Consider the following 26,725-nt stretch of genomic DNA (forward strand, 5'->3'; position numbering starts at 1 on the left):
GTTATCGTTTTGTTATATTACGCTGCGTAGTTGAATTGAAGATCCAACCGATCCACCGCCAGCGGCGTTTATCCTAGTCACCCCGCTACTGTTCGACAAAACCGCGCACCACCTGCGAAAACGACTGGAAACGCTCCCATCACTATCAGTGACCGCTAGCTGGCGCGTTTCGCGAGGTATCGATCGGGAATGCTGTAGCACGCAGAGCGGTTTCCCACGGTAGACCGGGGAATCACGGCCCCACATCTGGCGATCGGAGACATCGATGGCAACCGCTGAGCTAACCGCCGAGAACTTCGACGAGGTAACCTCCGGCGACGGCATCGTCCTGGTGGATTTCTGGGCGAGTTGGTGCGGACCCTGCGTACGGTTCGCTCCCGTCTACGAGCGCTCATCCGACAAGCACACCGACATCACCTTCGGCAAGGTGGACACCGAGGCACAGCAGGCGCTCGCCGCCAAGTTCGACATCCGGTCGATCCCGACGATCATGGCCATCCGCGACGGCGTCGTCGTCTTCGCGCAGCCCGGCGCGCTCCCGGAGTCCGCATTGGAGTCCCTGATTGAGCAGGTCAGGGCGCTGGACATGGACGACGTTCGCAAGCAGCTGGCGTCGCACGACCACTGACCGTGCACGGCCAGGGCGGGCTACCGGTCGCCGACCGCTGACCGGTAGCCCGCAACCGTGGCCGCCAGTACCTGGGCTCCCGGTCGCTGCCACACCAGCTCGTGGAACACCTCGACCTCGACCGGCCCGGTGTAGCCGGCCGCGTCCACCGCCGTGGCGAACCTGCCGAGGTCGATGCAGCCGGAGCCCGGCAGACCCCGCCCCAGCAGGACCCCCGCCGGCAGCGGAGTGATCCAGTCGGCGAGTTGGAAGCAGGCGATCCGACCGGCCCGACCGGCCCGCTCGATCTGCGCCCACACCTGGTCGTCCCACCACACATGGTAGGTGTCGACCACCACGCCGACCGCCTCCGCCGGGTACGGCTCAGCGAGATCCAGCGCCTGGCCGAGCGTCGACACCACGCACCGGTCGGCGCAGAACATCGGATGCAACGGTTCGATCGCCAGGGTCACCCCGGCCTGCAACGCGTACGGAACCAGCCGGCCTACCGCGTCACCGACCCGGGCCCGGGCACCATCCAGATCCCGGCCGTCCTGGCCGCCCGAGACCAGCACCAGGACCGGGGCACCGAGTTCGGCGGCCTCGTCGATGGCGCGCCGGTTGTCGTCGTACCAGTCGTCCGCGCCGAAGAAGCCGCCCCGGCACAGCGAGGTGACCGGCAGACCGGCATCCCGGCACAGTTCGGCGGTGCGGCGCAGTCCGTACGCGGCGGTCTCCTCGCGCCACAGGCCGACCCCGCGAACCCCGGCGGCGACGCAGCCGGCGACCAGCTCCGGCATCGGCCAGCGCCGGGTGGTCGCCGCGTTGAGCGCGAACCGGGGCGGCGCCGGCCCGACACCGGCCGCCGGTACCTCGATCCCGGCGAACGGGTCACTCACCGGTCAGCTCCGGCACCTCGATCCGCCGGCCCTCGCGCGCCGACCGCAGGCCCAGCTCAGCGAGCTGCACCCCGCGCGCGCCGGCCCACAGGTCCCAGCCGTACGGGGCGTCCTCGACGACGTGCCGCAGGAAAAGCTCCCACTGCGCCTTGAACCCGTTGTCGAACTCCTCGTTGTCGGGCACCGTCTGCCACTGCGCACGGAACTCCTCGGTGACCGGCAGGTCCGGGTTCCAGACTGGTTTCGGCGTGGTCGAGCGGTGCTGGACACGGCAGTTGCGCAACCCGGCGACCGCGCTGCCCTCGGTGCCGTCCACCTGGAACTCCACCAGTTCGTCGCGGTACACCCGGACCGCCCAGGACGAGTTGATCTGGGCGATGATCCGGCCGCCGCCGGGCCCCGGCCGGTCGATTTCGAAAATGCCGTACGCGGCGTCGTCCGCCGTGGCGTCGTATGGCTCGCCTGACTCGTCCCAGCGGCGGTCGACGTGGGTGGCCACCTGCGCGGTCACCGAGGTCACTCGGCCGAAGATCTGCTCCAGCACGTAGTGCCAGTGCGGGAACATGTCCACAGTTATCCCGCCGCCGTCCGCCGCCCGGTAGTTCCACGACGGCCGCTGCGCGGGCTGCCAGTCCCCCTCGAACACCCAGTACCCGAATTCACCGCGTACCGACAGGATTCGGCCGAAAAAGCCGCCCTTGACCAGCCGGTCGAGCTTGCGCAGGCCCGGCAGGAACAGCTTGTCCTGCACGACGCCGTGCTTGATCCCGGCCGCGCCGGCCAGCCGGGCCAGGTCGACCGCACCAGCCAGATCATCGGCGGTGGGCTTCTCGGTGTAGATGTGTTTGCCGGCCTCAATCGCCAGCCGCAGCGACTTCTCCCGCTGCGCGGTGACCTGCGCGTCGAAGTAGACCTGCAGGTCGGGGCGGGCCAGCGCGGCGGCGAGATCGGTAGTCCACTCGGTGAGGCCGTGCCGGTCGGCGAGTTCGCGCAACTTGTTCTCGTTCCGCCCGACCAGTACTGGTTCCGGCCACAGCCGGGTGCCGTCGGCCAGCGACAGTCCACCCTGGTCTCGGATGGCGAGCAGGGACCGGACCAGGTGCTGCCGGTATCCCATCCGACCGGTGACGCCGTTGAGGATGATCCCGATGGTGGTGCGGGCCATGCCTCGCCTCCTTCGAAGTGGTGGTGGCGGGAATCTGTCCTAGCGAGCTGTGCTGGCGAAAAGTTGTGCTGACGGGAGCCGTGGGTGTGTGGCACAGGTCAGCGAGGTAGGCGGACCCGGGCGAGGTAAGCGCTTTCCGGCGTACGCTACTGCCTCTCCGCAGCGTTCGGCAAGGGCTTTCCCGGCTGGCCGCCGGCCAGTCACGCTATCCTCACCGCAAGCATTCCGGACCGCGCGCAATGCCGCGAGCATCCGGCCTGGCCGGCTCCCACTCGGCTACGGGAGCCCGGGAAAGGAGCGGGTCGTGGCCACACTGGCCGATGTTGCGAGACGCGCCGGCGTGTCCCCGGCCACCGCCTCGCGGATCATCAACGGCAGCAGCAAACCGGTCACCGAAGCGCTGCGCGAGCGGGTGCTGGCCGCGGTCGAGGAGCTGCAGTACGTCCCAAATGCCCACGCGCAGTCGCTGGCCCGGTCGCACCGCAGCGCCATCGGCGTCATCGTGCACGACGTGTCCGACCCGTACTTCGCGGAGATCACCCGCGGCCTGCAGCGGGTGGCGACCGAACACGGCCGGCTGGTGATCATCTGCAACAGCTACCGGGATCCGGACAAGGAGCTGCAGTACGTCGAGCTGCTCCGCGCCCATCAAGTGGCGGCGATCGTCCTCGCCGGATCCGGCTACCACGACGAGACGTTCACCGCGACGCTCGCCAGCAAGCTGCGGGTGTACGAGCGCACCGGCGGACGGGTGGCGGTGATTGGTCGGCACGAGCACGCCGGCGACGCCGTGGTGCCGGACAACGAGATGGGCGGCTACCTGCTCGGTGCCGAGCTCTACTCCCTCGGGCACACCGACTTCGGGGTGGTCGCCGGGCCGAAGGTACTGACCACCACCACCGACCGGCTCGCCGGGCTGCGTCGGGCCGCCCGCGAGCACGGCCAGAAGCTGCCGGCGCGGCGGGTGGCGTACGCCGACTTCGACCGGGCCAGTGGCGCCGCGACCGCGGCCAGCCTGCTGGACGCCGAGCCCGGATTGACCGCGATCGCGGCGCTGAATGACTCGATGGCGATCGGCGTACTGGCGTTGCTGCGCTCCCGCGGCATCGTCGTACCCGACCAGTTCAGCGTGGTCGGCTTCGACGACATGCCGGTCGCCCGGGACGTGACGCCGACGCTGACCACCGTACGGCTGCCGCTGGCCGAGATGGGCGCCCGGGCGATGACGCTGGCGCTGCAGTCGCCGGGCGGGGCCCGCCCACCGCTCATCGAGGAGATCGGCGCCGAGCTCGTCCGCCGGGACAGCGCCGGGCCGCCCCGGACGGGTGTGATCTGACCGGCGCGCCGACTTGCTCCATCTTCGTACGCATGTTCGAATGGTGGCCATGCGTTGGGACCCCTTGTCGGCACCCCCCGACCAGCAGGTCCCTTCCGGGGCAGCGCCGGCGGCCCCGCCCCTGCCGCTGGCGCTGCCCGAGGCCGCGCAGCGCACCTTCGACACGCCCGGCTTCGCCGGGATGACCTTTTACGAGATTCACGCCCGGTCAATCATCAACCGGGTACGCGGCTCCGGCCGCGTGCCGTTCGAGTGGACGGTCAACCCGTACCGCGGCTGCGGCCACGCCTGCACATACTGCTTCGCCCGCAACACCCACACCTACCTGGACCTCGACGCCGGCCTCGACTTCGACACGAAGATCGTCGTGAAGGTCAACGCCGCGGCGCTGCTCCGCCGGGAGCTGGCCGCGCCCAGTTGGTCGGGCGGGCCGATCGCGATGGGCACCAACGTCGACTGCTACCAACGCGCCGAGGGACGCTACCGGCTGATGCCCGGGATCATCGACGCCCTGAGTGCCGCCGCCAATCCGTTCTCCATCCTCACCAAGGGCACGTTGATCCTGCGGGATCTGCCGCTGCTGCGCCGGGCCGCCCAGGTCACCCGGGTCAGCCTGGCCATGTCGGTCGGGTTCGTCGACGAGCCCCTGTGGCGGGCGGTCGAGCCCGGCGCGCCGAGCCCGTCCCGACGACTCGACACGGTCCGCGCGTTGACCGACGCCGGCTTCGACGTCGGGGTGCTGATGGCGCCGATCCTGCCCGGGCTGACCGACGACGCGGAGTCGATCGAGGCCACCGTCGGCGCGATCGCCCGGGCCGGCGCGGTCAGCGTCACCCCACTGCCGCTGCATCTGCGCCCCGGCGCCCGCGAGTGGTACGCCGCCTGGCTCGGCCGGACCCGCCCCGATCTCGTCCCGCGTTACCGTGCGTTGTTCCGCTCCGGGTCCTACCTGCCGCAGGCGTACCAGCGGGAGGTCGTGGGCCGGGTGCGGATGGCCGCTCGCCGGCACGGCCTGTCCCCCACGGGCCCGGGTGCCGCCCGGCGGCTCGACGAGGCGGGCGGTGCCACCGGGAACTAGGCTCGACGGGTGAGGACTCCGCAGCAGATCCTGGCCGACCTCGATGTACCGGTCGATCTGGTCAACGTCTTCCGGCCGGTACCGGAGGCCGTCGAGGTGGTGCGTGCCGCGGTGCGAATCGGTGCCCCCGCCGTGTGGCTGCAGAGCGGGATCGCCTCGCCGGTCGCCCGCGACATCGCCGCCGCGGCCGGCATCGACTACGTCGAGGACCGGTGCACGGCCGTCGAACGGGCCCTCGGTAACCTCACCCGGGCCGGCTGACCCGATCAGCGGTACTCGGCCTCCCGAACGCTGTTGCCACCGTCGACGACGAGCATCTGGCCGGTGATGTAGGAGGCGGCCGGCGAGCAGAAGAAGGCGATGGCGGCGGCCACCTCGTCTGGGGCGCCGGGACGGCCGATCGGCGTACCCATGCCCTGCTTGAGCTCGGTGACCGTCGACGCGGCCGTGTAGATCGTGCCCGGTGCGACCGCGTTGACGGTCACGCCGTCGGCCACCATCTCCATCGCCAGCGCCCGGGTGAGCCCGACCACGCCGGCCTTCGCGGCCGCGTACCCCGCCTCGGTGGGCAGTGCGTTGACCGGCCCGGCGGTGGCTGCCAGGTTGACGATCCGGCCCCAGCCACGCTCCGACATCCCACCGATGAAGGCCCGGCTGCACAGGAACGCGGTGGTGAGGTTGCGGTCGATCTCCGCCCGCCACTCCTCGAAGGTGAGCTGGGCCACCGGCCGCAGCACCTCCGGGCTGGCCCGACTGGCCAGTCCTGCGTTGTTGACCAGTACCTCCACGTCGCCCAACTGTTCGGACACTGCGTCCGCCAACGCGCCGACCTCGGCCTCGTCGGTCAGGTCCGCGACGAACCCGGTCGCGCTGAGCTCCGCCGCCCGCTCGTGGATCCGCCGCGTGGTGGAGACGATCGCCACCCGGGCACCGAGCTCGCCGAGCCTTCGGGCCGTGGCGTAGCCGATCCCGTCCGAGCTGCCGGCACCGGTCACCAGTGCGACCCGGCCGTCCAGACGAAACGTGCCGAGCTCGGGTGCCGGCCCGGCCGCCCGGTCCGGAGCCGTCCGGTCCGTATCGGTTCCGTCCCGGTCCGGACTGGACGGGACGGCGGTTGACCGCTGATCCGGTCCGGGGCGCGGGGTAGCGACCGGGGACTGGTTTGGGCCGGCGTCCTGTCCAGCGCTGCCGACCACGGCTCGTACGTCAGAAACCATGGGCTGATCCTGCCTGCTGGTGCCGTCGCGGGCAACGACGCTGCCCGTGAGCAGTTCGCCAGTACCGACTACTCTGATCGGGCGAACCCTCCCGCAGAGAGACCACCGCCGATGAGCCAACCCCAGCAGCCGGGCAACTGGAGCGATCCGTCCTGGCCGAGCCACCAGCCGCCGGCCGGCTACCCGGCGCCCGGCCAGCAGCTGGCCGGGTACGGCGTACCCGGCCAGTCGCCGGCCGGCTACCCGGCGCCCGGCTACCCGCCAGCCGGGTACGCCGCGCCGGGCTACCCGTATCCGCCGCCCGCCCCGATGCCGATGAACGGCCGGGCGATCGCCGCGCTGGTCCTCGGCGTCCTCGGCATCGTCGGACTGTGCGGCTACCTGGTGCCCGGATTGATCGGCATCGTCGGCGCGTTGCTCGGGCACTCCGCCCGGCATCAGATCCGCACCGCAACCGAACAGGGTCGTCCGGAGCAGGGCGACGGGATGGCACTGGCCGGGGTGATCACCGGCTGGATCGCCTTCGGTCTCGGGCTGGCCGGGGCGGTTCTCGTCACGATCGCGATCGCAGCCAGCATCAGCCAGAGCTAGCAGCAGCCGGGCCCACAGAAGGAGATCCGGGTGAAGGAGCCAGACGCCGGCGGCCAGATCCGCCCGCCATCACCGCAGTCCCCGTCGGCCGGCGCCGGGCCGGCACCGGCCAGCGGACAACCGCCACTCGGCGAGCTACCGCCGCCGGGCCAGTACCCGCCACCGGGCAATCCGGCCGGCGGATACCAGTACGGCGGGTACCCGTACGGCTACGCCGCGCCGCAACCGACGAACAGCATGGCACTCGCGTCGTTCATCGTGTCGCTGGTCAGCCTGTTCAGCTGCCCGCTACTCGGTGGGGTCGCGGTCTACCTCGGGCGCCGGGCCCGCGACGAGATTCGCCGGACCGGCCAGCAGGGCGACGGGCTCGCCCAGGCCGGCGTGATCATCGGCTGGTGCGGGGTCGGCTTCGGGGTGCTGATGGCACTGTTCATGGTGGTCTACTTCGGATTCATCATCACCATGCTCAACAGCACCACGGCCGGCTTCTGAGCTTGGCGGCCGCGCCGTCGGGCAGCGATCCGGTCAGACAGCGGTCCATCGGCGCACCGCCCGGTCAGACGGCCGCGCCGTCGGGCAGGGCGGTGCGCGGGCGAGGTCCGGGTCAGGCCGGTGGACCGGCCTCCGGCGGCAGCGGCGGCGGCGTGCGGCTGCGGGTCCCACCGAGAACGACCACCGCGACACCGACCAGCAACAGCCCGAGCCCGGGCAACACGGCGGTACGGGGCACCTGGCCCAACCACAGCCAGGCGATCAGCGCGGCACCGGGCACCTCCAGCAGGATGAGCACACTGACGGTGGTCGCGGGGATCTTGTGCAGGGCGTAGCTGAACATCGAATGGCCGAGCAGTTGGGCACCGACCACCAGGCCGAGGACCGCCAACCAGGCCGAGCCGGGGAACCCGGTCAGTTGGATCCCGCCAGCCAGGCAGACCACGAGCAGCACGCCGGCGCAGACCCCGTAACAGATCGTGGTGTACGTGGTGGTGCTGATCGTCTGCCGGGCCTGCTCGCCGAGCGCGGTGTAGCAGGCGGCGAAGACCGCCCCGGCCAGGGCCAGCAGGTCACCGAGGACCGCCTGCGCGTCGAACCCGACGTCGGCCCCGGTGGCGAGCACCGCGCCGAGCACCGCGAGACCGATCCCGCCCCAGGTGATCAGTGGCAGTCGCCGGCCCTGAGCCAGGGCGATCAGGCCCTGCCAGACCGGCTGGGTGGCGACCAGCGCGGTTGCGGTCGCCACCGAGGTGAGCTGTGCGCTCGGCATCCAGGTACCGAAGTGCGCGGCGAGCGCGACACCGGCCAACGCGCTCCAGCCGGCCTGGCTACGGCCGCCCGGTCGGGCCAGCACCCGCAACTCGGGCCTGCGCCGGGCCAGTACGAAGGGCGCGACCGCACCGGTGGCCAGCACGTTGCGCCAGAAGGCGACGGCGAGGGCGGGCGCGGCGGCGAAGGCGATCAGCGGCGCCGAGGTGGACACGGCGAGTACGGCGATCGCGGTGGCACCGGTGGCGAGCAGCTCACCCCGGCCGCCCGGACCGGAGGGGTGGGCACCGGAGGACACGGGGTCTGATCCTCACAGACCACCGACCGGGTCCATGCACCGGGACCGCGTCGACCGGCCACCGCGTCACCTTGCGGACCGGCTCCGGCGCGACACCGCGCCGGGACTACGGCAGGATGGTCGACATGACCGACCCAGCAGAAACCGGCGGGCCCGCCCCACTGGTTGACGAAGCCGGTAAAAAGGCCGCGGTCGCGTGGGTCTCGGTCGACGGCGCGCCCGCCCGCGCCCTGTGGTGCGTGCCGGCCGACGGCTCGTTGCACGTGGTGACCGGTACCGGCGAGCAGTCCGCCGCCGGGCTGGCGGCCGGCGTACCGGCGACGGTGACGCTGCGGGGCGATCACGGCGGCCGGATCGTGTCCTGGCCCGCTGAGGTGACCTTGATCGAGCCGGCCGACCCCGGCTGGGAGTCGATCGCGGCCCAGGTGGCCGCCAAGCGGCTGAACGCCCCGGGCAACCCGGCCGACCTGGTGCGGCGGTGGGCCGACGAGTGCCAGCTGTACCGCCTGACCCCGGCCGGTCCGCCGGTGGCGGCCGGTGCGTCACTGCCGGACGGATCGCTCGCCGCGCCGCCCCGCCCCAGCACGGTCACCCGGCCGACCCGTCGTCCGTTCCGCCTGCACCGGGTCCGCCGACGCTGAAGCACGCCAGGCCGCGATCCGGACAACCGGGCGGCCCGCGCCGGGTCGACGGTCAGCCGACAAACGGCGGTACGGCGATCTGCCCGCTGGCTATCGGCACCACCTGACCGGCGACGGTCGCGCTCCGCGCCCGGCCGCCCAGCGCGGTCACCGTACAGTCCAACATCGATGGGCGGCCCAGCTCGGCCCCCTGCCGGACGAGATACCGTGACTGACCGTTGGCCGGCAGCAGACCGCTGCCCACTGCCCAGACGCCGAGGCCGAGGGCGGCGGACCCGGTAGCCGGGTCCTCGGTCACCCCGGCTCCCGGGCAGAAGACCCGGCAGTGCGCCGTCGACCGCTCCGGCTCCCCCGCCGGGGAGCCGGCCATCGTCCAGGTGAGCACGCTGACCATCCCGACGCCGCCCCGGGCCGCAGCCGCCGCGTCCAGCCTGGCCCGGGCCAGAGCATCGGGACGTACGCACAGGTAGTCGAACTCCAGACCGGAGCCGGCCCGGCGGGGTGCCGGACCGGCGTGGTCCTGCGCGGTCAGGCCGACCGCAGCCAGCAGCGGGGCCGGGTCGACCGGTGTCCCGAGAGTCGGCTCGCCGCCGCGCAGTGTGGCGTACCCGTGCTCGGTCAGCTCGACCGGTAGCAACCCGGCGCCGCACTGCTGGGTCACCATCCCGGCTTTCACCAGACCTCGCCGGCCGGCGGTGACCGCCGCACCGATGCTCGGATGCCCGGCGAACGGTAGTTCCTGCTCCGGTGTGAAGATCCTCACCCGGTAGCTGGCGTCCGGGGTGCCGGGCGGTAGGACGAACACCGTCTCGGACAGGTTGAACTCCCGCGCGATCGACTGCATCTGGTCGACGGCCAGCGCATCGGCACCGAACACCACGGCGAGCGGATTCCCGGTGAACGGCCGGTCGGTGAAGACGTCGACGATCTCGTACCCGAGGCTGGACATGGAACAAACCCTACGGCCCGTACGCTGTGGCCGTGACTACGGCGACCAGGGTGTACGTCGCCCGGCTTGCCGGGCTCGCCGTCTTCGACCCCAACGGCGACCAGGTCGGGCGGGTCCGGGACGCGGTGGTACGGCTGCGAACCACCAACCGGCCACCTCAGGTGGTCGGACTGGTAGCGGAAATGCCGATGCGTCGGCGGATCTTCCTTCCGATGGGCCGGGTGACCGCGATCGACCCGGAGTCGGTGCTGCTCAGCACCGGCACTTTGAACCTGCGGCGGTTCGAGAAACGGCCGAACGAGTTGCTGGTGCTGGAGGACCTGCTGGACCGGCGGGTCCGGTTCGATCCCGAGGACCAGCCCGGTTCGGTGGTGGACGTCGCCATGGAGGCGAACCGGGTCGGCGAGTGGTCGTTGACCCGGGTCGCGGTCCGGGAGATCACCGGACGGCTGACCCGACGCGGTCACCTGCACCAGCTCGACTGGCACCGGGTGCGCGGGCTGATCGGGCTGCCGGACACCCAGGGCACGGCCGGGCTGCTCTCCGTACTCGACCAGATGCGCGCGGCGGACCTGGCGAACGCTCTGCAGGATCTGCCGGACAGCCGACGGCAGGAGATCGCCGCGGCGCTGGACGACGAACGGCTCGCCGACGTGCTGGAGGAGCTGCCCGAACACGACCAGGTGTCGATCCTGACCGCCCTGGACCGGGAACGCGCCGCCGACGTGCTGGAGGAGATGGACCCGGACGACGCGGCGGATCTGTTGGCCGAGTTGCCGCCACCGGAGCAGGACGTGCTGCTGGACCTGATGGAGCCGGACGAAGCTGACTCGGTACGCCAGCTGCTGCAGTACCAGGCGGGAACCGCCGGTAGCGTGATGACCTCCGAGCCGGTCATCCTGACCCCGGACGCCACGGTCGCCGAGGCGCTGGCCCGGATCCGGGAGCCGCAGCTGCCGCCGGCGATCGCCGCCCAGGTCTTCGTCGCGCGGGCGCCGATGGCCACCCCGACCGGTAAGTACCTGGGTGTGGTGCACTTCCAGCGGCTGCTGCGGGAGCCGCCGGCGGAGCTGCTCGGCGGAGTGGTGGACAGCGGTATCGACCCGTTGCAGCCGGAGACTCCGCTGTTGGAGATCACCCGCCGGATGGCCACCTACGACCTGGTCGCGATGCCGGTGGTCGATCCGGCGAACCGGCTGGTCGGCGCGGTGACCGTGGACGACGTGCTGGACCACTCGCTGCCGCCGGACTGGCGGGACCGGGACACACCGCTGGAGGGTGGGGACGGGCATGGCTGACCTGCGCCGGAGCACCGGCCGGCTGGACCAGCCCCGCGAACCGGGACGGATCTCGCTGCCCCGCTACGACCCGGAGGCGTTCGGACAGTGGGCCGAGGCGATCGCCCGGTTCATGGGTACCGCCCGGTTCCTCGTCTACATGACCGTGGCGGTGGTCGGCTGGATCGCCTGGAACACCCTCGCCCCGGCGAGTCTGCGCTTCGACCCGTACACCTTCACGTTCCTGACCCTGTTGCTGTCGGTGCAGGCGTCGTACGCGGCGCCGCTGATCCTGCTCGCGCAGAACCGGCAGGCGGACCGGGACCGGCTCTCCCTGGACGAGGACCGGCGGCGGGCCGCGATGCAGAAGGCGGACACCGAGTACCTGGCCCGGGAGATCGCGTCGCTGCGGGTGGCGGTCGGTGAGGTGGCCACCCGGGACTTCCTGCGGTCGGAGCTGAGCCGGCTGGCCGAGGAGCTCGACGAGCAGGCGTACCGCCGGCACCGGCTGGACCGCCGCCCGGTGGAGGGGCCTCAGCCGCCGGACAGCCGACCGGACCTGCCGGACAGCCGACCGGACCTGCCGTCGAAGGGACCGCGGCCGCCCGGACAGTGATCGGCGGTGACCTGCACACGCGACGTAGCATGGCGAGCATGTCCGCACCGACCAGCACCGTCAACGATGCCATCAACGCCGCCCTGGCCACGGTCAACGACCCGGAGATCCGCCGCCCCATCACCGAGCTCGGCATGGTGCGCTCCGCGACGGTCGACGCCGCCGGCCGGGTACGGGTCGAGCTGTTGCTGACGGTCGCCGGCTGCCCGTTGAAGGACAAACTTCGCACCGACATCACCGAGGCGGTGACCCGGGTGCCCGGCGTCACCGGGGTGGACGTCGACTTCGGGGTGATGAGCCCGGAGCAGCGCAAGTCGCTGCAGGAGCAGCTGCGCGGCGGTTCCGCCGGCGCCGAACCGGTCATCCCGTTCGCCCAGCCCGGGTCCCGCACCCGGGTGTACGCGGTGGCCAGCGGCAAGGGTGGGGTCGGCAAGTCCAGCGTGACGGTGAATTTGGCGGCCGCGCTCGCCGCGCGCGGGCTGTCGGTCGGGGTGATCGACGCCGACATCTACGGACATTCGGTGCCCCGGATGCTCGGTGCGGAGGGACGGCCGACCCGGGTCGAGGAAATGATCATGCCGCCGCAGTCGCACGGCGTGAAGGTCATCTCGATCGGCATGTTCACCGCCGGCAACGCGGCGGTGGTCTGGCGTGGGCCGATGCTGCACCGGGCGCTGCAGCAGTTCCTCGCCGACGTTTACTGGGGCGACCTGGACGTGCTGCTGCTGGACCTGCCGCCGGGCACCGGGGACGTGGCGATCTCCCTGGCCCAGCTGCTGCCCAACGCCGAGATCCTGGTGGTGACCACGCCGCAGGCGGCCGCCGCTGAGGTGGCCGAACGGGCCGGCGCCATCGCTCTGCAAACCCACCAGCGGCTGGTCGGCGTGGTCGAGAACATGTCCTGGCTGGAGCTGCCCACCGGAGAGCGGATGGAGATTTTCGGCAGCGGCGGCGGCGGCACTGTCGCCGAGTCGCTGACCCGCACCGTCGGCGCCCAGGTGCCGCTGCTCGGCCAGATTCCGCTGGACACCCGGGTACGGGAGACCGGTGACCGCGGCACCCCGATCGTGCTGGCCGATCCCCCGGCCCCGGCGGCCCGGGCGCTCGACGCGGTCGCCGACCGGCTCGCGGTCCGCCGCGAGTCGCTGCTGGGCAAGCCCTTGGGCCTGCGACCGTCCGCCGGCTGACCGTCAGGTGGCGTCCGGCTGATAACCGTCAGGTGGCGTCGGCGTCCAACGGCTTGGGCGGGACGGCGGCCGGGCTGGTCTCGGCGGCCGGGCCGGTCGGGACAGCTGACCTGCTGGCGCCACCGGTCACCGTCGTCGGCTTCGCGGCGGACTTCAGATCGGCCGCGTCGGCGACCTCACGCAGCTCGTCGCGGACCCCGCTGACGTCGGAACGCAGGTCGTCGTAGACGCCCTGCAACGGCTTGCGCAGCGCGGCCTCGTCCTCCTCGCTGAGCAGGTGCTTGCGGATGAACGCCTTGGGGTGCAGATCCTCGAGCTGGATGTCGGTGCCCAGTTCGCGGCCGAGGTCGGAGGTCGCGTTGCGGGCCATGTTGCGCAGATTGCGCAGCATCCGCAGGCCGTCGGAGATGACCTGCGGTAACCGGTCACCGAAGATCAACAAAGCGAGCAGCAGGAGCAGACCGATCTCCCACCAGTTCAGGTTGTCGAACATGCGCCGGGCCTCCCTGTGCCGCCGTCGAAGGCAAGGGTACGCACGTCAGCAGCCGGTCCGGGAGGGCCGACCGGGTGTTACTTGGCGTCGGCGGCCAGGGTCACCGAGGCCGACCTGGCCTCGCTGCCCCGGCGGTAGTCGACCGTCACGACCGCCCCGGGGGCGTACTTGCGCACCAACGCGATCAGGTCGGTCGCCTGGTCCAGAGGCCGACCGTCGATCCGCAGCACCACGTCGCCGGCCTGCAGGCCGGCGACGTCCGCCGGCCCGCCGTCGACCACCTCACTGAGCCGGACACCGGCACCGGGGGTACGGGCAGCGTCGGTCACCTGAGCACCGAAGATCGTCCGCCGGGCCGTGCCGGTGTCGATGATCTCCTGGGTGATCCGCTTCGCGTGGTTGATCGGGATGGCAAAGGCGAGACCGATGTTGCCGGCCGTCTCCTCGTCGGCGGCCAGCGACTTGATAACCGAGTTGACACCGATCACCCGGCCGGCGGCGTCCACCAGCGGACCGCCCGAGTTGCCCTGGTTCACCGCCGCATCGGTCTGGATCGCCGCGTAGTAACGCACCTGGCCGCCGGGCTCACCGGCCTGGATGGTGCGGTCGAGAGCGCTGACGATCCCCGAGGTGACCGTGTTGGTCAACGCGAGCGGCGAGCCGAAGGCAAGCACCGGATCGCCGACCGCGATCGCCTCGGAGTCGCCGAACTCGACCGGCGTCAGCCCGGTCCGGTCGACCTTGATCACCGCCACGTCCGATTCCGGCTCCTGGCCGACGATCGAGGCTCGCGCGGTCGAGCCGTCGTTGAACAGCACCATCGCCTCCTCGGCCCCCACCCCGACCACGTGGTCGTTGGTGATCACATAGCCGTCGGCGGTGGCGACGAAGCCGGAGCCGACGCTCTGCCCACCCGGCCCGCTCACCTGCACGGTCACCACGCTCGGCAGGACCCGTTGGGCCACCCCGGCCAGCGAGTCGGCCGGCCGCTGCGCCGCCCCGGGCGGATCGGCCGGCGCGCCGCCGAGCACGGTCCCGGCACCGGCCACGCCGCCCCGGACCGCAAAGGCGAACCCCAGGGCACCGCCGAGGCTTCCGGCGAGCAGTGCGGCGATCACCGACACGACCACGTACGGCATGAACCCACGGCGTACCGCCGGCTTCGGTTCGACGACCGGTTCCGGACCATCGCCGGTGCCGGCAGCACCCGGCGGGACGTCGACCACCACTGCAGCCGGCGCGTACGGATCACGCCAGGGATCCCGCAGCGCGTCCGACCACCACGGCGACGGCGGCGCAGAGGGGCCGTACGACGGCGAACCGGCCGGCGGTCGGTGCACCGGTACCGAAGGACCGTACGACGGCGGGTAGGGCGGCGGACCGGCCACCGGTGGGTACGGCGGAGCCGGTGCGGGGCCGTGCAGCCCGGCCCACCCGCCGGCCGGCGGCTGGTGCCCCGGCGGTGCGATCCCGTCGGCCTGGCGCCAGTTTCCGCCGTCGGTCACGGTTGCCTCCCAGTCCATCCCCCAGCACGACGGCACCGGTCCGATCGGCGACATCGCTCCGCGTCCAGGATTGCACGGATAATCGAAGAACATTCAGAGGTCGCCGAAGAGCGGGGTGCCCCGGTGCCCGCCCAGCCGGCCGACCAGCGGCGCTCTAGGCTCGTACCGGCAACCGCCGCCCGACCCCCCGCTGGAGGTGCTCCATCCACCCGGTCACCCGACCCCCTGCCTGGACGGTGCCCCAGGCCCTCCAGTTCGTCACCGGGTACGCCGCCGAGGACCTGGTGCTGCGTACCGCCCGTAGCCTGGCCGAGGAGGTCGGGCTGCGCCCGGTCTCGCCGGACGCCGGCGCAACGCTGCGGCTGCTCGCCGCTGCCGGCAATGCACGCGCTGTCGTCGAGATCGGCACCGGGACCGGGGTAAGCGGCGTGTGGCTGCTGCGCGGGATGCGCCCCGACGGGGTACTGACCACGATTGACGTGGAAAACGAGCACCAGCGGATGGCCCGGCGGATCTTCGTCGAGGCCGGCTACCCGACGTCGCGGACCCGGATCATCACCGGCCGGGCGCTCGACGTGCTCCCCCGGCTGGCCGACTCGGTGTACGACATGGTCTTCGTCGACGGCGACAGCGCCGAGTTCGGCGCGATCGTCGACGCGGCGCTGCGGCTGCTGCGCCCCGGCGGCATCCTGGCGGTACACGGCGCGCTTGCCGGTGGCCGGATCGGCGACCCGGCGGCGCGCGACCCCGACACGGTCGCCATCCGCGAACTGGTCAAGTCGATCCGGGAAGCCGAGGAGTGGGTGCCGGCGCTGCTGCCGGCCGGCGACGGGCTGCTGGCGGCGGTACGGCGCTGACCTGCGACCGGCCGTCATGCCGCCGGGTCGAGCGCGGTCAGCCAGCGCACCAACGTCCGGACCCCCCAGCCGGTTGCGCCCCGGGTCAGCTCGGCGTGGTCGTCGTCGGACCAGGCCGGGGCGGACATGTCGTAGTGTGCCCAGCGGTCGCGCAATGGCCCGGTGAACTCGCGCAGGTAGAGCGCGGCCACCACCGAGCCGGCCCCCCGGTCCGGGGCGCTGAACAGGTCGGCGATCTCGCTACCCAGGTACTCGACGTAGTCGGCGTGCAGCGGCATCCGCCACGCCCCCTCGCCGGCCGCTGCCGAGGCGTCGAGCAGTGCTCGGGCCAGGTCGTCGTCCTCGCTGTACAGCGCGGCGGTACGCCGGCCCAGGGCGATGGCGTTCGCGCCGGTGAGGGTGGCCAGGTCGACCAGATAGTCCGGGGTGAACCTGCTGACCGCATAGCTGATCGCGTCGGCCAGCACCAGCCGGCCCTCGGCGTCGGAGTTGGTGGTCTCGCTGGTCCGCCCGCCGTAGTGCCGCACCACGTCACCCGGGCGGAACGCCGCCCCGCTGACCATGTTCTCGGCGAGCGGAACCAGCACGGTCAGCCGGACCGGCAGATCCAGGTCGGCGGCGGCGACGGCGGTGGCCACCACCGCGGCGGCCCCGCCCATGTCCTTGCGCATCAGCTTCATCCCGTCCACCGGCTTGAGCGAGATCCCGCCGGTGTCGAACGTGATGCCCTTGCCGGCGAGCACCACGTGCCGCCCGGCGTGCGGCGGGGACCAGTCGATCTCCACCAGGCGGGGGCCCGCCGCCGAACCGCCGCCGACCGCCAGCAGCGCGCCGAACCCCTCGGCGGCCAGTTCCGCCGGGCCGCGTACCGAGACGGTCAGCCCGGACCGGTCGGCCGTCGCGGCGGCGACCTGCTCGGCGAACCAGGCCGGGTTCTTGACCGAGGACGGCATGTTGGTCAGGTCCCGGGCCAGGCAGGTGGCGGCGGCGGTCGCCCGGGCGTACCGCAACGCCTGTTCGGCCGCCCGGGTGGGCGGATGGGCGAGCAGCACCACGGGCAGCCTGTCGTGCGCCTCGTCGGTGTCTGCGGCCGGTAGGGACCCGCCCGGCGCAGTGAACCGGTAGCCGGCCAGCCAGCAACCTTCGGCGAACCCGCGGATCGCCGCGGGGCCCGCCGGCGGTGGTATGGCGGCCAGGCACGGCCCGGCGACCGGTTGGGCGGCGACCGGCCCGGCGGCGACGGCCCGGCGCAGCAGCCCGCCAACGGCCGCGCCCGCCGCCCGCCAGCCGGCCTCGTCTGCCACGCCGATCCCGACCAGAATCACCTGGTACGGCGAGTGCCGGGGCCGGTGCAGGACTCGCATCTCGCCGGCGCTGCCGTCGTGCCCGGTACGGGTCAGCAACGCGGCGGCCGACTCGGCGAGCTCCGCGCGGTCGCCGTCGAGCGCCAACTGGTCGGGCAGTGGTCCGAGCCGTGCGCCGGCCGACCCGGGGTCCGGCTCGACGGGCAGGACGATGGTGCCGGCGGCGGTGGTCTCCGCCAGCAGACGGATGGCGAACACGCCGGGGTTACCTCCAGGTACGAGATTGGGTGCTGCCCACGGCGTACCGAGTCCGCCGACCCGGCGGGGGCCGGGTCGGCGGACTCGTCAACCGTCGCTATGTCGGCCCGTGGGCCAGCGTCGCCCCCGGGTCCGGCTCGATCAGCCTGCAGCGGCCTTCAGCGCATCACCGAGCGCGTTGGCCTCGTCCGGTGTCATCTCGACGACGAGTCGACCCCCACCCTCCAGCGGAACCCGCATGACGATGCCCCGGCCCTCCTTGGTGACCTCCAGCGGACCGTCGCCCGTCCGCGGCTTCATCGCCGCCATGTTGTCTCCCCTCAGACTTGCCCCAGGGCCGCTGGGGAGCACCCCAGCCACCTCGTAAGTCTCACCGCATCCCACTGCCACGGTGCCGACCAACGATTTTCCCTGATGAACACCGCCGGACCCAAACCGAGGCCACAATGCTGTGACAGCGTCTAGCTTATCTTGAAGCGGGCTGTCACAATGTGCGGTCATGCAGGCACGGTCGGCGCTCTTCGACCTGTTCGGTGACCATCTTCGGCTACGGGGTGGTCGCGCGCCCGTTGCTGCCCTGGTCAAGCTGCTGGCCCCACTCGGGATCGCGCCGCCCGCCGTACGCACCGCCGTCTCCCGGATGGTCCGGCAGGGATGGCTGCAACCGTCTCGGCTGGCCGCTGGCCCGGGCTATCTGCTGACCCCGAAAGCCGCCCGACGGCTGGACGAGGCGGCCGCCCGAATCTACCGCACCGGCAGAATCAGCTGGGACGGCAAGTTCGACCTGCTGGTGCTCGACCCACCCGGCGGTCGGCGGGAGCGGCGACGGCTGGGCGCCAACCTGAGCTACCTCGGCTACGGGATGTTGGACGAGCACACCTGGGTGGCTACCCGGGCCGCCGGCGAGGTCGACGGCATGCTGACCGAGGCCGGCGTACGGTTCGAGCGGTTCACCGCCGCGCACGCCGCCGGCACCGCCGGGGCCGCCGCGCTGGTCCGCCGCGCCTGGGATCTGACCGAGATCGGACAGGCCTACGAGCGGTTCGTCGCCGGGCAGCGACCACAGTTGGCCAAGGTGACCGTACGCAGTGACGACGAGCAGGCGTACGCCGCCCGGTTCCAGTTGGTCCACGCCTGGCGCGGGTTTCTGTTCCGGGATCCGCAACTCCCCCCGGCGCTTTTGCCGGAACGCTGGCCTGGGACGAGCGCGGCGACCTTCTTCGACCGGCACGCCACCCGGCTGCGCCCGGCCGCCGACCGGTACGTCGACAAGTGCCTGGAGCTCGGCCAGCGCGACGGCGGCCCGCGCTGAGCCGCACCGACGCAAACTCCAGCCAGCCTAACGAAAGGGGCGTCCGAGGTGACCGAGGCACTGATCGTCGACCGTCGGGGTGCGGTCGTCACGTTGACCCTGAACCGACCTGACTCGCTCAACTCGCTGAACGTCGAGCTCAAGGAGGCGCTGCGCGACGCGCTGGCCGAGGTGGAGACCGACCCCGGCTGCCGGGCGGTGCTGCTGACCGGCGCCGGACGGGCCTTCTGCGTGGGGCAGGATCTGCGCGAACACGTCGAGACGCTGGAATCCGAGACGGCTGAGCCGCTCGACACCGTACGGGAGCACTACAACCCGATCGCCACCCGGCTGGCCGGGCTGTCCAAGCCGGTGGTCGCCGCGGTCCGCGGCGCGGCGGCCGGTGCCGGCGCCTCACTGGCCATGCTGGCCGATCTGCGGATCGGCGGGCCACGGACCAGCTTCCTGATGGCGTTCGCCAACGTCGGGCTGGCGATGGACACCGGCGCCTCGTGGGCGTTGCCCCGGCTGGTCGGCTACCCGAGGGCGACCGAACTGCTGCTGCTGGCACAGCCGGTGCCGGCCGCCGAGGCGCACCGGATCGGGCTGCTCAACCAACTGGTCGACGACGACGAGCAGATTCTGCCGGTAGCCCACGAACTCGCCGAACGGTTGGCGGCCGGGCCGACCGTCGCGTACGGGGCGATCAAGCGGGCGCTGTCCATCGGCGCTTCCGGTTCGCTGGCCGACGCGCTGGCTGCGGAGACGCAGGCCCAGTCGATCTGTGGTGCCACCACCGACCACCGGCAGGCGACAGCGGCGTTCGTCGCCAAGCAGCGGCCGGTGTTCGACGGGCACTGAAGCCGGCACGGCCTGACCAGGAGCCGCGTGCCCGCTGACCGGGCCACAGCCGTCAGTCGTCCTCCTCCGGGTCCTGGTTGGCCTCGGCACCGAGCACGAACGCCTGCATGGCCAGCTCGTTGCCGCTCGGACAGACGAAGGCCGGCAGTTCGCGGGGGCCGAGCTCACGCACGTACGACCAGAACAGCCGGACCGCCTCCGCCGCCGTCGGTGCCTCGATCGGCAGATCGAGGCTGACCAGCCAGGCACGACGATCACCGGCCGGGGAGAGCCGGCTGGCCAACGACCGGTAGGTGGTCACGTCCACCGGGGTCACCGCCCCGGTCAGCCGCAGGGCGGCCGCCGGCACCGGCTCGTCAAAGGCCCGGCAGGTGTAGTGCACCACCAGCGGTTCGGGCTCGGCCGCCCGGGTCTCCCCGCCCTCGACGCCGCCGCCGGCGCCACCGATCCGGCCGAGCGCGACGACGAACCGGGGGTCACCGTCGGTGACGACCAGCACTGGCGCGCCGTACGGCGGCCGGGGGTCACCGTCGAGGCCGGTCACCTCCAGGGTGTCGTGGTGGAACAGCCGCTCCGCCTCGTAGCGCTGGGCCGGGATGACCACCGCCCAGGCACCGGTGCCGGGCCGGGCCGGGCCGGGCGTCGCGGGCTGATCGTCGAGCTGGCTGGTCTCGCGCATGCTCCTATCTCATCACGACGCGGGGCGGCGGATCACCGGACCACGACCGGACCGCCGGGCCGCGTCGACGGCGGCACGTGGCAGCCAGCGACATGGTCGTCGACCATCCCTGTCGCCTGCATCAACGCGTACGCGGTGGTGGGTCCGACAAACCGGAGGCCGTGTCGTTTGAGCGACCGGGCCAGCACGGTCGACTCGGCGGTGACCGCTGGCACCTGGTCCATCGAGGCGAGCCGGGCGGACCGGGGCGGCGGGGCGTGTCGCCAGAGCAGCTCGGACAGATCGGTGGGCAGGTCGAGCACGGCCCGCGCGTTCGACACGGCGGCCTCGATCTTGGCCCGGTTGCGGACGATGCCGGCGTCGGCGAGCAGCCGCTCGACGTCGGCCGGGCCGAACCCGGCGACCTTTTCGATCCGGAAACCGTCGAAGGCAGCCCTGAACGCCTCCCGCTTGCGCAGGATCGTCAGCCAGGACAGACCGGACTGAAATGCCTCCAGGGTCAGTCGTTCGTACAGCGCGTCGTCGTCGCGGACCGGTCGACCCCACTCCTGGTCGTGATACCGGCGGTAGTCCGCCGAGCCGGCGCTCCAGCCGCACCGGGCCAGGCCGTCCGCCCCGACGCTCAGCCCGGTCACGGCAGTGCCCCGGTCTCGACCAGCCGGCCGAACTTCTTCAACGCCTGGGTCAGGCTCACCTTGGATCCGGGCCAGAGCAACGGCCAGGCCATTCGGCCCGCGGCGCCGCCGGGCAGGTGGAACCACTCGTGCCAGACGACCTGGGTGCGGTCGTGGTCCATCTGGGTACAGCGCAGCACCCCCGGGCCACGCAGCAGGGTGCCGCAGTGCACCACCCGGACCTCGTAGGGAGCGTCGACCCGGACGACCCGCATCTCGTCGCGCAACGCCACCGGGCCGACCGCGGTGACCGCCGCGATCAGGCTGCCCTCGCCGCCGTCGCCCGAGACGACCTTCACGTCGGTGAAGGGAATCCACTCGGACTGCCGCTCCCAGGCGGTGAAGGCGGCGAAGACCCGTTCGGCCGGGGCCCGGATGATGACCGTCGCGGTCACCTCTCCGGCTCCGGGGGTGCCGGCGGCAGCCTCGTTCGGACCACTCACCTGGCAGCACCGTCCGCCGGGCGGACCTCCGGCCCGGCGGCTGCGTCGGCCGTGGGCGACAGGGCGGACTCCGACCCGTCGGCAGGCCCGGACTCCGACCCGTCGGCAGGCCCGGACTCCGACCCGTCGGCAGGCCCGGACTCGGTCGCGGACGTACCGGCCACCGGGTTCCCCGCCAGGTCGGCGGCCGGCACGAGGGCCGCGTCCCGGGCCCGCCGCAACTGGTCGGCGTCCTCGGTACGCCCCTCCCGCAGCGCGGCCACCTCGGCCTGCAGCACCTCGATCAACTCGTCCTTGTACCCGATGTCGTACGCCGCCCGGCGCAGTGCCTGGTCGACCTGCGCCATCCGGTACCCGCGCAGCGCGGTGTCGAACCGGACCTGACTGACGTCGTGCTCCAGCAACGGCCGGGTGCCGGGCAGCGGGACCGCCCGCCCGTCCGGCTCGACCGGGACCAGCCCCGGATCGTTGCCGGTGACGAGCACGGTGACCCCGAAGACGACTGCGGCGACGGTCAACGCGGCGACCAGAACGAGGAGAAACTGATCCATGACCGAATCGTGGCATGCCGGCACGGCGAGGGCGACCCCCTGCGGCGCGTCGTCGGTCGGCGGCGGGCTCTCCCGCCCCGGTGACCGCCGCTTGCGGCGACCGCCGGCAGTCGGCGTACCGCAGCCGGCTAGCCTCCTGGCAGGCGGGACGGGATCGGAGGCACGGATGGGGCGTACGCTGCGGCTCGGCCGACGGTCCCTGGCACCCGGGGACCTCGCGGTGATGGCGATCGTCAACCGTACGCCCGATTCGTTCTTCGACCGCGGCGCGACCTTCGCCGCGGACGCCGCGCTGCACGCGGTCGCCGCCGCGGTCGACGCCGGTGCGGACATCGTCGACATCGGCGGGGTGAAGGCCGGGCCCGGGACCGCCGTCGACGTGGCCGAGGAGATCGACCGTACGGTCGGCACGATCGCGACGGTCCGGGCTGCCTTCCCGGATCTGGTCATCTCGATCGACACCTGGCGGGCCGAGGTGGCCAGTGAGGCGGTCGCGGCCGGCGCCGACCTGCTCAACGACACCTGGGCCGGTGCCGACCCCCGGCTCGCCGAGGTCGCGGCGGCGACCGGGGCGGGGCTGATCTGCTCGCACACCGGTGGGACCACGCCGCGCACCCGACCGCACCGGGCCGCGTTCGACGACGTGGTGGCCGACGTGGTAGGCACCGTGACCGGCCTTGCCGAGCGCGCGGTCGGTCTCGGGGTACGACCGGACGGCATCCTGATCGACCCGGCGCATGACTTCGGCAAGAACACCCGGCACTCGCTGGAGGTCACCCGGCGGCTCGCCGAACTGGTCGACACCGGCTGGCCGGTCCTGGTCGCCCTCTCGAACAAGGATTTCATCGGCGAGACCCTGGATCTGCCGGTCGACCAGCGGCTGGAGGGCACCCTGGCGGCGACGGCGGTCTCCGCCTGGTTGGGTGCCCGGGTGTTCCGGGCGCACCAGGTGGCGGCGACCCGGCGAGCGCTGGACATGGTGGCGTCGATCCGGGGCGACCGCCCGCCGGCGGTGTCCCGCCGGGCGTTGGCCTGACCGGGTTCGGGTACGGGTGCAGGTCAGGTCGCGGTCAGGTCCAGCGGAGCACGTTCTTGCGCCAGGCGTAGAGGATGCCCAGCGCCAGGACCGCCACGAAGACGCCCATCTCAGCGACGGTGACCGGGCCGAACCCCGGCCGGTCGAAGATCACCGCCCAGGGGAAGAGGAAGACCGCCTCCACCGCGAAGAGCACGTACAGAAACGCGTACACGTAGTAGCGGATCTGCGCCTGGGCCCAGTCGCCGCCCACCGGGTCGAGGCCGCACTCGTAGCTGGCCCGTTTGCCGACCGGGTCGGCCGGCTGCCCCGGCCGCAGCAACCGGTTGGCGCCGTAGCCGACGGTGAAGAAGGCGACGCCGACCAGCAGCAACAGCCCCAACGTCGCGTACGAGCCGAGGTAGCCCTGCATGTCCGACAGCCTACCGTCCGACAGCCGACCGTCCGGTCGTCCGGTCGTCCGGGCCGGCTCGGACGACCGGCGGAGACCGGCGTCACCGCCCCGCGACCGTTGGGTGATTCCAGTCCCACCGGGCGGACCCGAGCCGGGTATCCGACCCGATCCGACGTAGGCTTCCCTCAGAGTGTCACCATGGTTAGGACGCCCTTACCGGGACACCCATCGTGGCACCGGGCAACGACAGCGCCACGGCCGGCAACAGCCGCAGGACGCCGGCAACCGCCCCAGCACAGCCGGCGATCCACGCCGCCGGCAGGAATCGAGGAGGTCAGCTCACGTGACCAAGCAGGTCCGTCAACTGGATCGGGTGGTCATCCGTTTCGCTGGCGACTCCGGTGACGGCATGCAGCTGACCGGCGACCGGTTCACCTCGGAGACCGCGCAGCTCGGCAACGACATCTCCACGTTGCCGAACTTCCCGGCCGAGATCCGGGCCCCCGCCGGCACCCTGCCCGGGGTGTCCAGCTTCCAGGTGCATTTCGCCGACTACGACATCCTCACTCCCGGTGACTCGCCGAACGTCCTGGTCGCCATGAACCCGGCGGCGCTGAAGGCGAACCTCGGCGACCTGCCGCGCGGCGCGGACATCATCGTCAACACCGACGAGTTCACCCGGCGCAACCTCGCCAAGGTCGGATACGCCGCCAGCCCGCTGGAGGACGGCTCGCTCGACGGGTACGCCGTACATCCGGTGGCGCTGACCTCGATGACCATCGGCGCGCTCGCCGAGTTGTCCGTTTCGAAGAAGGACGCCGAACGGGCAAAGAACATGTTCGCGCTGGGGCTGCTCTCGTGGATGTACTCCCGGCCGTACGAGTCCACCATCCGGTTCCTGGAGCGCAAGTTCGCCAAGCGTCCGGACCTGGTAGCAGCGAACATCGCCGCGTTCAAGGCCGGCTGGAACTTCGGCGAGACCACCGAGGACTTCTCGGTACGCTATGAGGTCAACCCGGCCCGGATGCGCCCGGGCACGTACCGCAACATCACCGGCAACGCGGCGCTGTCGCTGGGGCTGGTGGCCGCCGGGGTCCGGGCCAAGCTGCCGATCTTCCTCGGCGCCTACCCGATCACACCGGCCTCGGACATCCTGCACGAGTTGAGCAAGCACAAGCGGTTCGGTGTGGTCACCATGCAGGCCGAGGACGAGATCGCCGCGGTCGGCGCGGCGCTCGGCGCGGCGTACGGCGGCGCCCTCGGCGTCACCACCACCTCCGGGCCCGGCGTGGCGCTCAAGGGCGAGACCATCTCGCTCGCCGTCGCGTTGGAGCTGCCGCTGGTGATCGTCGATGTGCAGCGGGCCGGGCCGTCTACCGGCATGCCGACCAAGACCGAGCAGGCCGACCTGAACATGGCGCTGTTCGGCCGGCACGGCGAGGCACCGGTCGCGGTGATCGCGCCGCGGTCGCCGTCGGACTGCTTCCACGCCGCCATCGAGGCGGCCCGGATCGCACTCACCTACCGCACCCCGGTGCTGCTGCTGTCCGACAACTACGTGGCCAACGGTTCCGAGCCGTGGCTGCTGCCCGAGGTCGACTCCCTGCCCGACCTGCGGGTCGAGTTCGCCACCGAGGCCAACGACGACGACGGCAAGACCTTCCTGCCGTACCTGCGCGACCCGCAGACGCTGGCCCGGCCGTGGGCGATCCCCGGCACCCCCGGCCTGGAGCACCGCATCGGCGGTCTGGAGAAGGCCGACCGCACCGGCGACATCTCCTACGACCCGGCGAATCACGACTTCATGGTGCGGACCAGGCAGGCCCGCATCGACGCGATCCCGGTGCCGGACGTCGAGGTGGAGGACCCGAACGGCGACGCCCGAACGCTGGTGCTCGGCTGGGGGTCGACGTACGGGCCGATCGGTGCCGCTTGCCGGGCGTTGCGCCAGCGTGGCCTGTCGGTCGCCCAGGCGCATCTGCGGCACCTGGCACCGCTGCCGGCCAACCTCGGCGAGGTGCTGCGCAACTACGACCGGGTAGTGATTCCGGAGATGAACCTCGGTCAACTGGCCCACGTGATCCGGGCCCGTTACCTGGTCGACGCGATCGGTTACAACCAGGTCCGTGGCCTGCCGTTCACCGCCACGGAGCTGGAAACCATGCTGGAAGAGGTCGTGAAGAATGTCTGAGCCCGCCCGCAACGGACGCCCCGGCGGTACGCCGGTGGCGGTCAAGCTCACCGCTAAGGACTTCAAGTCCGACCAGGAGGTGCGCTGGTGCCCCGGGTGCGGTGACTACGCGATCCTCGCCGCGGTGCAGTCATTCATGCCGGAGCTGAACATGCCCCGGGAGCGGATCGTCTTTGTCTCCGGCATCGGCTGCTCGTCGCGCTTCCCGTACTACATGAACACGTACGGCATGCACTCCATCCACGGCCGGGCGCCGGCGATCGCCACCGGCCTGTCGGTGTCCCGCCCGGACCTGTCGGTCTGGGTGGTGACCGGGGACGGTGACGCGTTGTCGATCGGCGGCAACCACCTGATCCACGCGCTGCGCCGCAACGTCAACCTCAAGATCCTGCTGTTCAACAACCGGATCTACGGGCTGACCAAGGGGCAGTACTCGCCGACGTCGGAGCTGGGCAAGATCACCAAGTCGACGCCGGTCGGCTCGGCCGACTCGCCGTTCAACCCGCTGTCGCTCGCCCTTGGCGCCGAGGCGACGTTCGTCGCTCGGACCATCGACTCCGACCGTAAGCATCTGCAGTCGGTGCTGCGTGCCGCCGCCGAGCACCAGGGTTCGGCGTTCGTGGAGATCTACCAGAACTGCAACATCTTCAACGACGGCGCGTTCGAGCAGTTGAAGGAGCCGGCGACCCGGGACGACTACCTGATCCGGCTGGAGCACGGCAAGCCGATCACGTTCGGGGCCGACGGGCAGTTCTGCGTGGTCCACCCGCCCGGCGGTTTCGGGCTGGAGGTCCGCGAGACCGCGTCGGTGCCGGCCGAGCAGATCGTGGTGCACGACGCCACGATCGCCGAGCCCGCCTACGCGTTCGCGCTGTCCCGGCTGCCCGCCGCCGATCTGCGCAACACGCCCATCGGGGTGTTTCGCAGCGTGTCCCGGCCCAGCTACGACAGCTTGATCCAGACCCAGGTCGAGCAGGCCCGGGCAGCGGCCGAGGGCACCCCGGAGGAGCAGTTTGCCGGGCTGCTGCGCAGCGGCGACACCTGGTCGATCAACTGACCGGCGC

Annotated in this window: 29 protein-coding genes and 1 pseudogene; 16 read left to right on the top strand and 14 right to left on the bottom strand. The window is 71.9% G+C overall.

Annotated features, from left to right (window positions below):
* Positions 1–265 precede the first annotated feature (265 nt).
* Positions 266–628, top strand: coding sequence for a thioredoxin (trxA, locus tag ACFHWS_RS15655; RefSeq protein ID WP_416556216.1), 363 nt, complete (start codon positions 266–268; stop codon positions 626–628).
* 20 nt (positions 629–648) lie between these two features.
* Here the strand turns inward: trxA and ACFHWS_RS15660 are convergent, their stop codons facing one another.
* Together ACFHWS_RS15660 and ACFHWS_RS15665 are read right to left on the bottom strand one after the other, a co-directional pair.
* Complete coding sequence (locus ACFHWS_RS15660; RefSeq protein ID WP_416556284.1) at positions 649–1,407, bottom strand: sugar phosphate isomerase/epimerase family protein; 759 nt, start codon at positions 1,405–1,407, stop codon at positions 649–651.
* A gap of 91 nt (positions 1,408–1,498) precedes the next feature.
* The gene (locus ACFHWS_RS15665; RefSeq protein WP_416556217.1) at positions 1,499–2,671 is read right to left on the bottom strand and encodes a Gfo/Idh/MocA family protein; all 1,173 of its coding nucleotides are present in this window, start codon (positions 2,669–2,671) and stop codon (positions 1,499–1,501) included.
* A 304-nt stretch (positions 2,672–2,975) separates the two neighbouring features.
* Between ACFHWS_RS15665 and ACFHWS_RS15670 the strand changes: the two genes are divergently transcribed.
* The 3 genes and pseudogenes from ACFHWS_RS15670 to ACFHWS_RS15680 all read left to right on the top strand — a co-directional run.
* The gene (locus tag ACFHWS_RS15670; protein WP_416556218.1) at positions 2,976–4,007 is read left to right on the top strand and encodes a LacI family DNA-binding transcriptional regulator; all 1,032 of its coding nucleotides are present in this window, start codon (positions 2,976–2,978) and stop codon (positions 4,005–4,007) included.
* Positions 4,008–4,056: 49 nt separating this feature from the next.
* On the top strand, positions 4,057–5,085 hold the full coding sequence (locus ACFHWS_RS15675) for an Rv2578c family radical SAM protein (protein WP_416556219.1): 1,029 nt from the start codon (positions 4,057–4,059) through the stop codon (positions 5,083–5,085).
* Positions 5,086–5,115: 30 nt separating this feature from the next.
* Positions 5,116–5,346: pseudogene (locus tag ACFHWS_RS15680) on the top strand (CoA-binding protein); the annotation flags it as partial.
* A 5-nt stretch (positions 5,347–5,351) separates the two neighbouring features.
* Here the strand turns inward: ACFHWS_RS15680 and ACFHWS_RS15685 are convergent.
* On the bottom strand, positions 5,352–6,302 hold the full coding sequence (locus ACFHWS_RS15685) for an SDR family NAD(P)-dependent oxidoreductase (protein WP_416568431.1): 951 nt from the start codon (positions 6,300–6,302) through the stop codon (positions 5,352–5,354).
* Positions 6,303–6,413: 111 nt separating this feature from the next.
* Here ACFHWS_RS15685 and ACFHWS_RS15690 point away from each other — a divergent pair, with 111 nt between their 5' ends.
* Both ACFHWS_RS15690 and ACFHWS_RS15695 read left to right on the top strand, forming a co-directional pair.
* Positions 6,414–6,893, top strand: a complete 480-nt coding sequence (locus ACFHWS_RS15690; protein WP_416556221.1) for a DUF4190 domain-containing protein — start codon at positions 6,414–6,416, stop codon at positions 6,891–6,893.
* 30 nt (positions 6,894–6,923) lie between these two features.
* A complete protein-coding gene (locus ACFHWS_RS15695) occupies positions 6,924–7,385 on the top strand; it encodes a DUF4190 domain-containing protein (protein WP_416556222.1) in 462 nt (153 codons plus the stop codon).
* A gap of 112 nt (positions 7,386–7,497) precedes the next feature.
* On the opposite strand, the gene ACFHWS_RS15700 is transcribed toward ACFHWS_RS15695, so the two are convergent.
* Complete coding sequence (locus ACFHWS_RS15700; protein WP_416556223.1) at positions 7,498–8,454, bottom strand: DMT family transporter; 957 nt, start codon at positions 8,452–8,454, stop codon at positions 7,498–7,500.
* A 125-nt stretch (positions 8,455–8,579) separates the two neighbouring features.
* Here ACFHWS_RS15700 and ACFHWS_RS15705 point away from each other — a divergent pair, with 125 nt between their 5' ends.
* Positions 8,580–9,095: a hypothetical protein gene (locus tag ACFHWS_RS15705; RefSeq protein ID WP_416568432.1), complete on the top strand. Its 516-nt coding sequence runs from the start codon at positions 8,580–8,582 to the stop codon at positions 9,093–9,095.
* A gap of 52 nt (positions 9,096–9,147) precedes the next feature.
* Here ACFHWS_RS15705 and ACFHWS_RS15710 read toward each other — a convergent pair whose 3' ends face one another.
* Complete coding sequence (locus ACFHWS_RS15710) at positions 9,148–10,044, bottom strand: PhzF family phenazine biosynthesis protein (protein ID WP_416568433.1); 897 nt, start codon at positions 10,042–10,044, stop codon at positions 9,148–9,150.
* Positions 10,045–10,076: 32 nt separating this feature from the next.
* Between ACFHWS_RS15710 and ACFHWS_RS15715 the strand changes: the two genes are divergently transcribed.
* From ACFHWS_RS15715 to ACFHWS_RS15725, 3 genes are read left to right on the top strand one after another with little or no spacing between them, the layout of a single operon-like run.
* On the top strand, positions 10,077–11,342 hold the full coding sequence (locus tag ACFHWS_RS15715; protein ID WP_278171595.1) for a magnesium transporter MgtE N-terminal domain-containing protein: 1,266 nt from the start codon (positions 10,077–10,079) through the stop codon (positions 11,340–11,342).
* Entirely contained in the window at positions 11,335–11,937 is a 603-nt protein-coding gene (locus ACFHWS_RS15720) for a DUF1003 domain-containing protein (protein ID WP_416556226.1), read from the top strand. Before ACFHWS_RS15715 ends, ACFHWS_RS15720 begins: the two co-directional genes overlap by 8 nt.
* A gap of 38 nt (positions 11,938–11,975) precedes the next feature.
* Complete coding sequence (locus ACFHWS_RS15725) at positions 11,976–13,124, top strand: P-loop NTPase (protein ID WP_416556227.1); 1,149 nt, start codon at positions 11,976–11,978, stop codon at positions 13,122–13,124.
* Positions 13,125–13,152: 28 nt separating this feature from the next.
* On the opposite strand, the gene ACFHWS_RS15730 is transcribed toward ACFHWS_RS15725, so the two are convergent.
* Complete coding sequence (locus ACFHWS_RS15730; protein WP_416556228.1) at positions 13,153–13,617, bottom strand: preprotein translocase subunit TatB; 465 nt, start codon at positions 13,615–13,617, stop codon at positions 13,153–13,155.
* A gap of 77 nt (positions 13,618–13,694) precedes the next feature.
* Positions 13,695–15,122, bottom strand: a complete 1,428-nt coding sequence (locus ACFHWS_RS15735) for a S1C family serine protease (RefSeq protein ID WP_416568434.1) — start codon at positions 15,120–15,122, stop codon at positions 13,695–13,697.
* A gap of 236 nt (positions 15,123–15,358) precedes the next feature.
* On the opposite strand from ACFHWS_RS15735, the gene ACFHWS_RS15740 reads away from it, so the two are divergent.
* Positions 15,359–15,979: an O-methyltransferase gene (locus tag ACFHWS_RS15740; protein WP_416556230.1), complete on the top strand. Its 621-nt coding sequence runs from the start codon at positions 15,359–15,361 to the stop codon at positions 15,977–15,979.
* 14 nt (positions 15,980–15,993) lie between these two features.
* Here the strand turns inward: ACFHWS_RS15740 and ACFHWS_RS15745 are convergent, their stop codons facing one another.
* Complete coding sequence (locus ACFHWS_RS15745) at positions 15,994–17,442, bottom strand: leucyl aminopeptidase family protein (protein ID WP_416556285.1); 1,449 nt, start codon at positions 17,440–17,442, stop codon at positions 15,994–15,996.
* Positions 17,443–17,682: 240 nt separating this feature from the next.
* A complete protein-coding gene (locus ACFHWS_RS15750) occupies positions 17,683–17,850 on the bottom strand; it encodes a DUF3117 domain-containing protein (protein WP_007455245.1) in 168 nt (55 codons plus the stop codon).
* A 190-nt stretch (positions 17,851–18,040) separates the two neighbouring features.
* Here ACFHWS_RS15750 and ACFHWS_RS15755 point away from each other — a divergent pair, with 190 nt between their 5' ends.
* Positions 18,041–18,853, top strand: coding sequence for a PaaX family transcriptional regulator C-terminal domain-containing protein (locus ACFHWS_RS15755; protein ID WP_416556231.1), 813 nt, complete (start codon positions 18,041–18,043; stop codon positions 18,851–18,853).
* 48 nt (positions 18,854–18,901) lie between these two features.
* The gene (locus ACFHWS_RS15760; protein WP_416556232.1) at positions 18,902–19,693 is read left to right on the top strand and encodes an enoyl-CoA hydratase-related protein; all 792 of its coding nucleotides are present in this window, start codon (positions 18,902–18,904) and stop codon (positions 19,691–19,693) included.
* Between the two features lie 52 nt (positions 19,694–19,745).
* On the opposite strand, the gene ACFHWS_RS15765 is transcribed toward ACFHWS_RS15760, so the two are convergent.
* The 4 genes from ACFHWS_RS15765 to ACFHWS_RS15780 are packed head-to-tail and all read right to left on the bottom strand — an operon-like array spanning position 19,746 to position 22,040.
* Positions 19,746–20,372, bottom strand: coding sequence for a hypothetical protein (locus ACFHWS_RS15765; RefSeq protein WP_416556233.1), 627 nt, complete (start codon positions 20,370–20,372; stop codon positions 19,746–19,748).
* 32 nt (positions 20,373–20,404) lie between these two features.
* Positions 20,405–21,007 carry a DNA-3-methyladenine glycosylase I gene (locus ACFHWS_RS15770; RefSeq protein ID WP_416568435.1) on the bottom strand — a complete coding sequence of 201 codons (603 nt, stop codon included), beginning with the start codon at positions 21,005–21,007 and terminating at the stop codon, positions 20,405–20,407.
* Positions 21,004–21,489: an SRPBCC family protein gene (locus ACFHWS_RS15775; protein ID WP_416556235.1), complete on the bottom strand. Its 486-nt coding sequence runs from the start codon at positions 21,487–21,489 to the stop codon at positions 21,004–21,006. The genes ACFHWS_RS15770 and ACFHWS_RS15775 overlap by 4 nt, the downstream gene beginning before the upstream one ends.
* Entirely contained in the window at positions 21,486–22,040 is a 555-nt protein-coding gene (locus tag ACFHWS_RS15780; protein ID WP_416568436.1) for a DivIVA domain-containing protein, read from the bottom strand. The genes ACFHWS_RS15775 and ACFHWS_RS15780 overlap by 4 nt, the downstream gene beginning before the upstream one ends.
* 166 nt (positions 22,041–22,206) lie before the next feature.
* Between ACFHWS_RS15780 and folP the strand changes: the two genes are divergently transcribed.
* On the top strand, positions 22,207–23,076 hold the full coding sequence (gene folP / locus ACFHWS_RS15785) for a dihydropteroate synthase (RefSeq protein WP_416556237.1): 870 nt from the start codon (positions 22,207–22,209) through the stop codon (positions 23,074–23,076).
* A 34-nt stretch (positions 23,077–23,110) separates the two neighbouring features.
* Here the strand turns inward: folP and ACFHWS_RS15790 are convergent, their stop codons facing one another.
* Entirely contained in the window at positions 23,111–23,488 is a 378-nt protein-coding gene (locus tag ACFHWS_RS15790; RefSeq protein ID WP_278171611.1) for an NADH-quinone oxidoreductase subunit A, read from the bottom strand.
* Between the two features lie 325 nt (positions 23,489–23,813).
* Between ACFHWS_RS15790 and ACFHWS_RS15795 the strand changes: the two genes are divergently transcribed.
* Positions 23,814–25,661, top strand: coding sequence for a 2-oxoacid:acceptor oxidoreductase subunit alpha (locus ACFHWS_RS15795; RefSeq protein ID WP_416556238.1), 1,848 nt, complete (start codon positions 23,814–23,816; stop codon positions 25,659–25,661).
* Complete coding sequence (locus ACFHWS_RS15800) at positions 25,654–26,718, top strand: 2-oxoacid:ferredoxin oxidoreductase subunit beta (protein ID WP_416556239.1); 1,065 nt, start codon at positions 25,654–25,656, stop codon at positions 26,716–26,718. Before ACFHWS_RS15795 ends, ACFHWS_RS15800 begins: the two co-directional genes overlap by 8 nt.
* The last annotated feature ends 7 nt before the right edge of the window (positions 26,719–26,725 follow it).

It is taken from the genome of Micromonospora sp. LOL_013, from assembly GCF_048060315.1.
GTDB lineage: Bacteria > Actinomycetota > Actinomycetes > Mycobacteriales > Micromonosporaceae > Micromonospora_E.

Bases quoted from the DNA above. Each gene is read 5' to 3' on its own strand.
- trxA (WP_416556216.1), top strand. From the start codon at position 266: ATGGCAACCGCTGAGCTAACCGCCGAGAACTTCGACGAGGTAACCTCC.
- ACFHWS_RS15660 (WP_416556284.1), bottom strand. From the start codon at position 1,407: ATGCCGGAGCTGGTCGCCGGCTGCGTCGCCGCCGGGGTTCGCGGGGTC.
- ACFHWS_RS15665 (WP_416556217.1), bottom strand. From the start codon at position 2,671: ATGGCCCGCACCACCATCGGGATCATCCTCAACGGCGTCACCGGTCGG.
- ACFHWS_RS15675 (WP_416556219.1), top strand. From the start codon at position 4,057: ATGCGTTGGGACCCCTTGTCGGCACCCCCCGACCAGCAGGTCCCTTCC.
- ACFHWS_RS15685 (WP_416568431.1), bottom strand. From the start codon at position 6,302: ATGGTTTCTGACGTACGAGCCGTGGTCGGCAGCGCTGGACAGGACGCC.
- ACFHWS_RS15690 (WP_416556221.1), top strand. From the start codon at position 6,414: ATGAGCCAACCCCAGCAGCCGGGCAACTGGAGCGATCCGTCCTGGCCG.
- ACFHWS_RS15705 (WP_416568432.1), top strand. From the start codon at position 8,580: ATGACCGACCCAGCAGAAACCGGCGGGCCCGCCCCACTGGTTGACGAA.
- ACFHWS_RS15710 (WP_416568433.1), bottom strand. From the start codon at position 10,044: ATGTCCAGCCTCGGGTACGAGATCGTCGACGTCTTCACCGACCGGCCG.
- ACFHWS_RS15720 (WP_416556226.1), top strand. From the start codon at position 11,335: ATGGCTGACCTGCGCCGGAGCACCGGCCGGCTGGACCAGCCCCGCGAA.
- ACFHWS_RS15725 (WP_416556227.1), top strand. From the start codon at position 11,976: ATGTCCGCACCGACCAGCACCGTCAACGATGCCATCAACGCCGCCCTG.
- ACFHWS_RS15730 (WP_416556228.1), bottom strand. From the start codon at position 13,617: ATGTTCGACAACCTGAACTGGTGGGAGATCGGTCTGCTCCTGCTGCTC.
- ACFHWS_RS15750 (WP_007455245.1), bottom strand. From the start codon at position 17,850: ATGGCGGCGATGAAGCCGCGGACGGGCGACGGTCCGCTGGAGGTCACC.
- ACFHWS_RS15755 (WP_416556231.1), top strand. From the start codon at position 18,041: ATGCAGGCACGGTCGGCGCTCTTCGACCTGTTCGGTGACCATCTTCGG.
- ACFHWS_RS15765 (WP_416556233.1), bottom strand. From the start codon at position 20,372: ATGCGCGAGACCAGCCAGCTCGACGATCAGCCCGCGACGCCCGGCCCG.
- ACFHWS_RS15780 (WP_416568436.1), bottom strand. From the start codon at position 22,040: ATGGATCAGTTTCTCCTCGTTCTGGTCGCCGCGTTGACCGTCGCCGCA.
- folP (WP_416556237.1), top strand. From the start codon at position 22,207: ATGGGGCGTACGCTGCGGCTCGGCCGACGGTCCCTGGCACCCGGGGAC.
- ACFHWS_RS15790 (WP_278171611.1), bottom strand. From the start codon at position 23,488: ATGCAGGGCTACCTCGGCTCGTACGCGACGTTGGGGCTGTTGCTGCTG.
- ACFHWS_RS15800 (WP_416556239.1), top strand. From the start codon at position 25,654: ATGTCTGAGCCCGCCCGCAACGGACGCCCCGGCGGTACGCCGGTGGCG.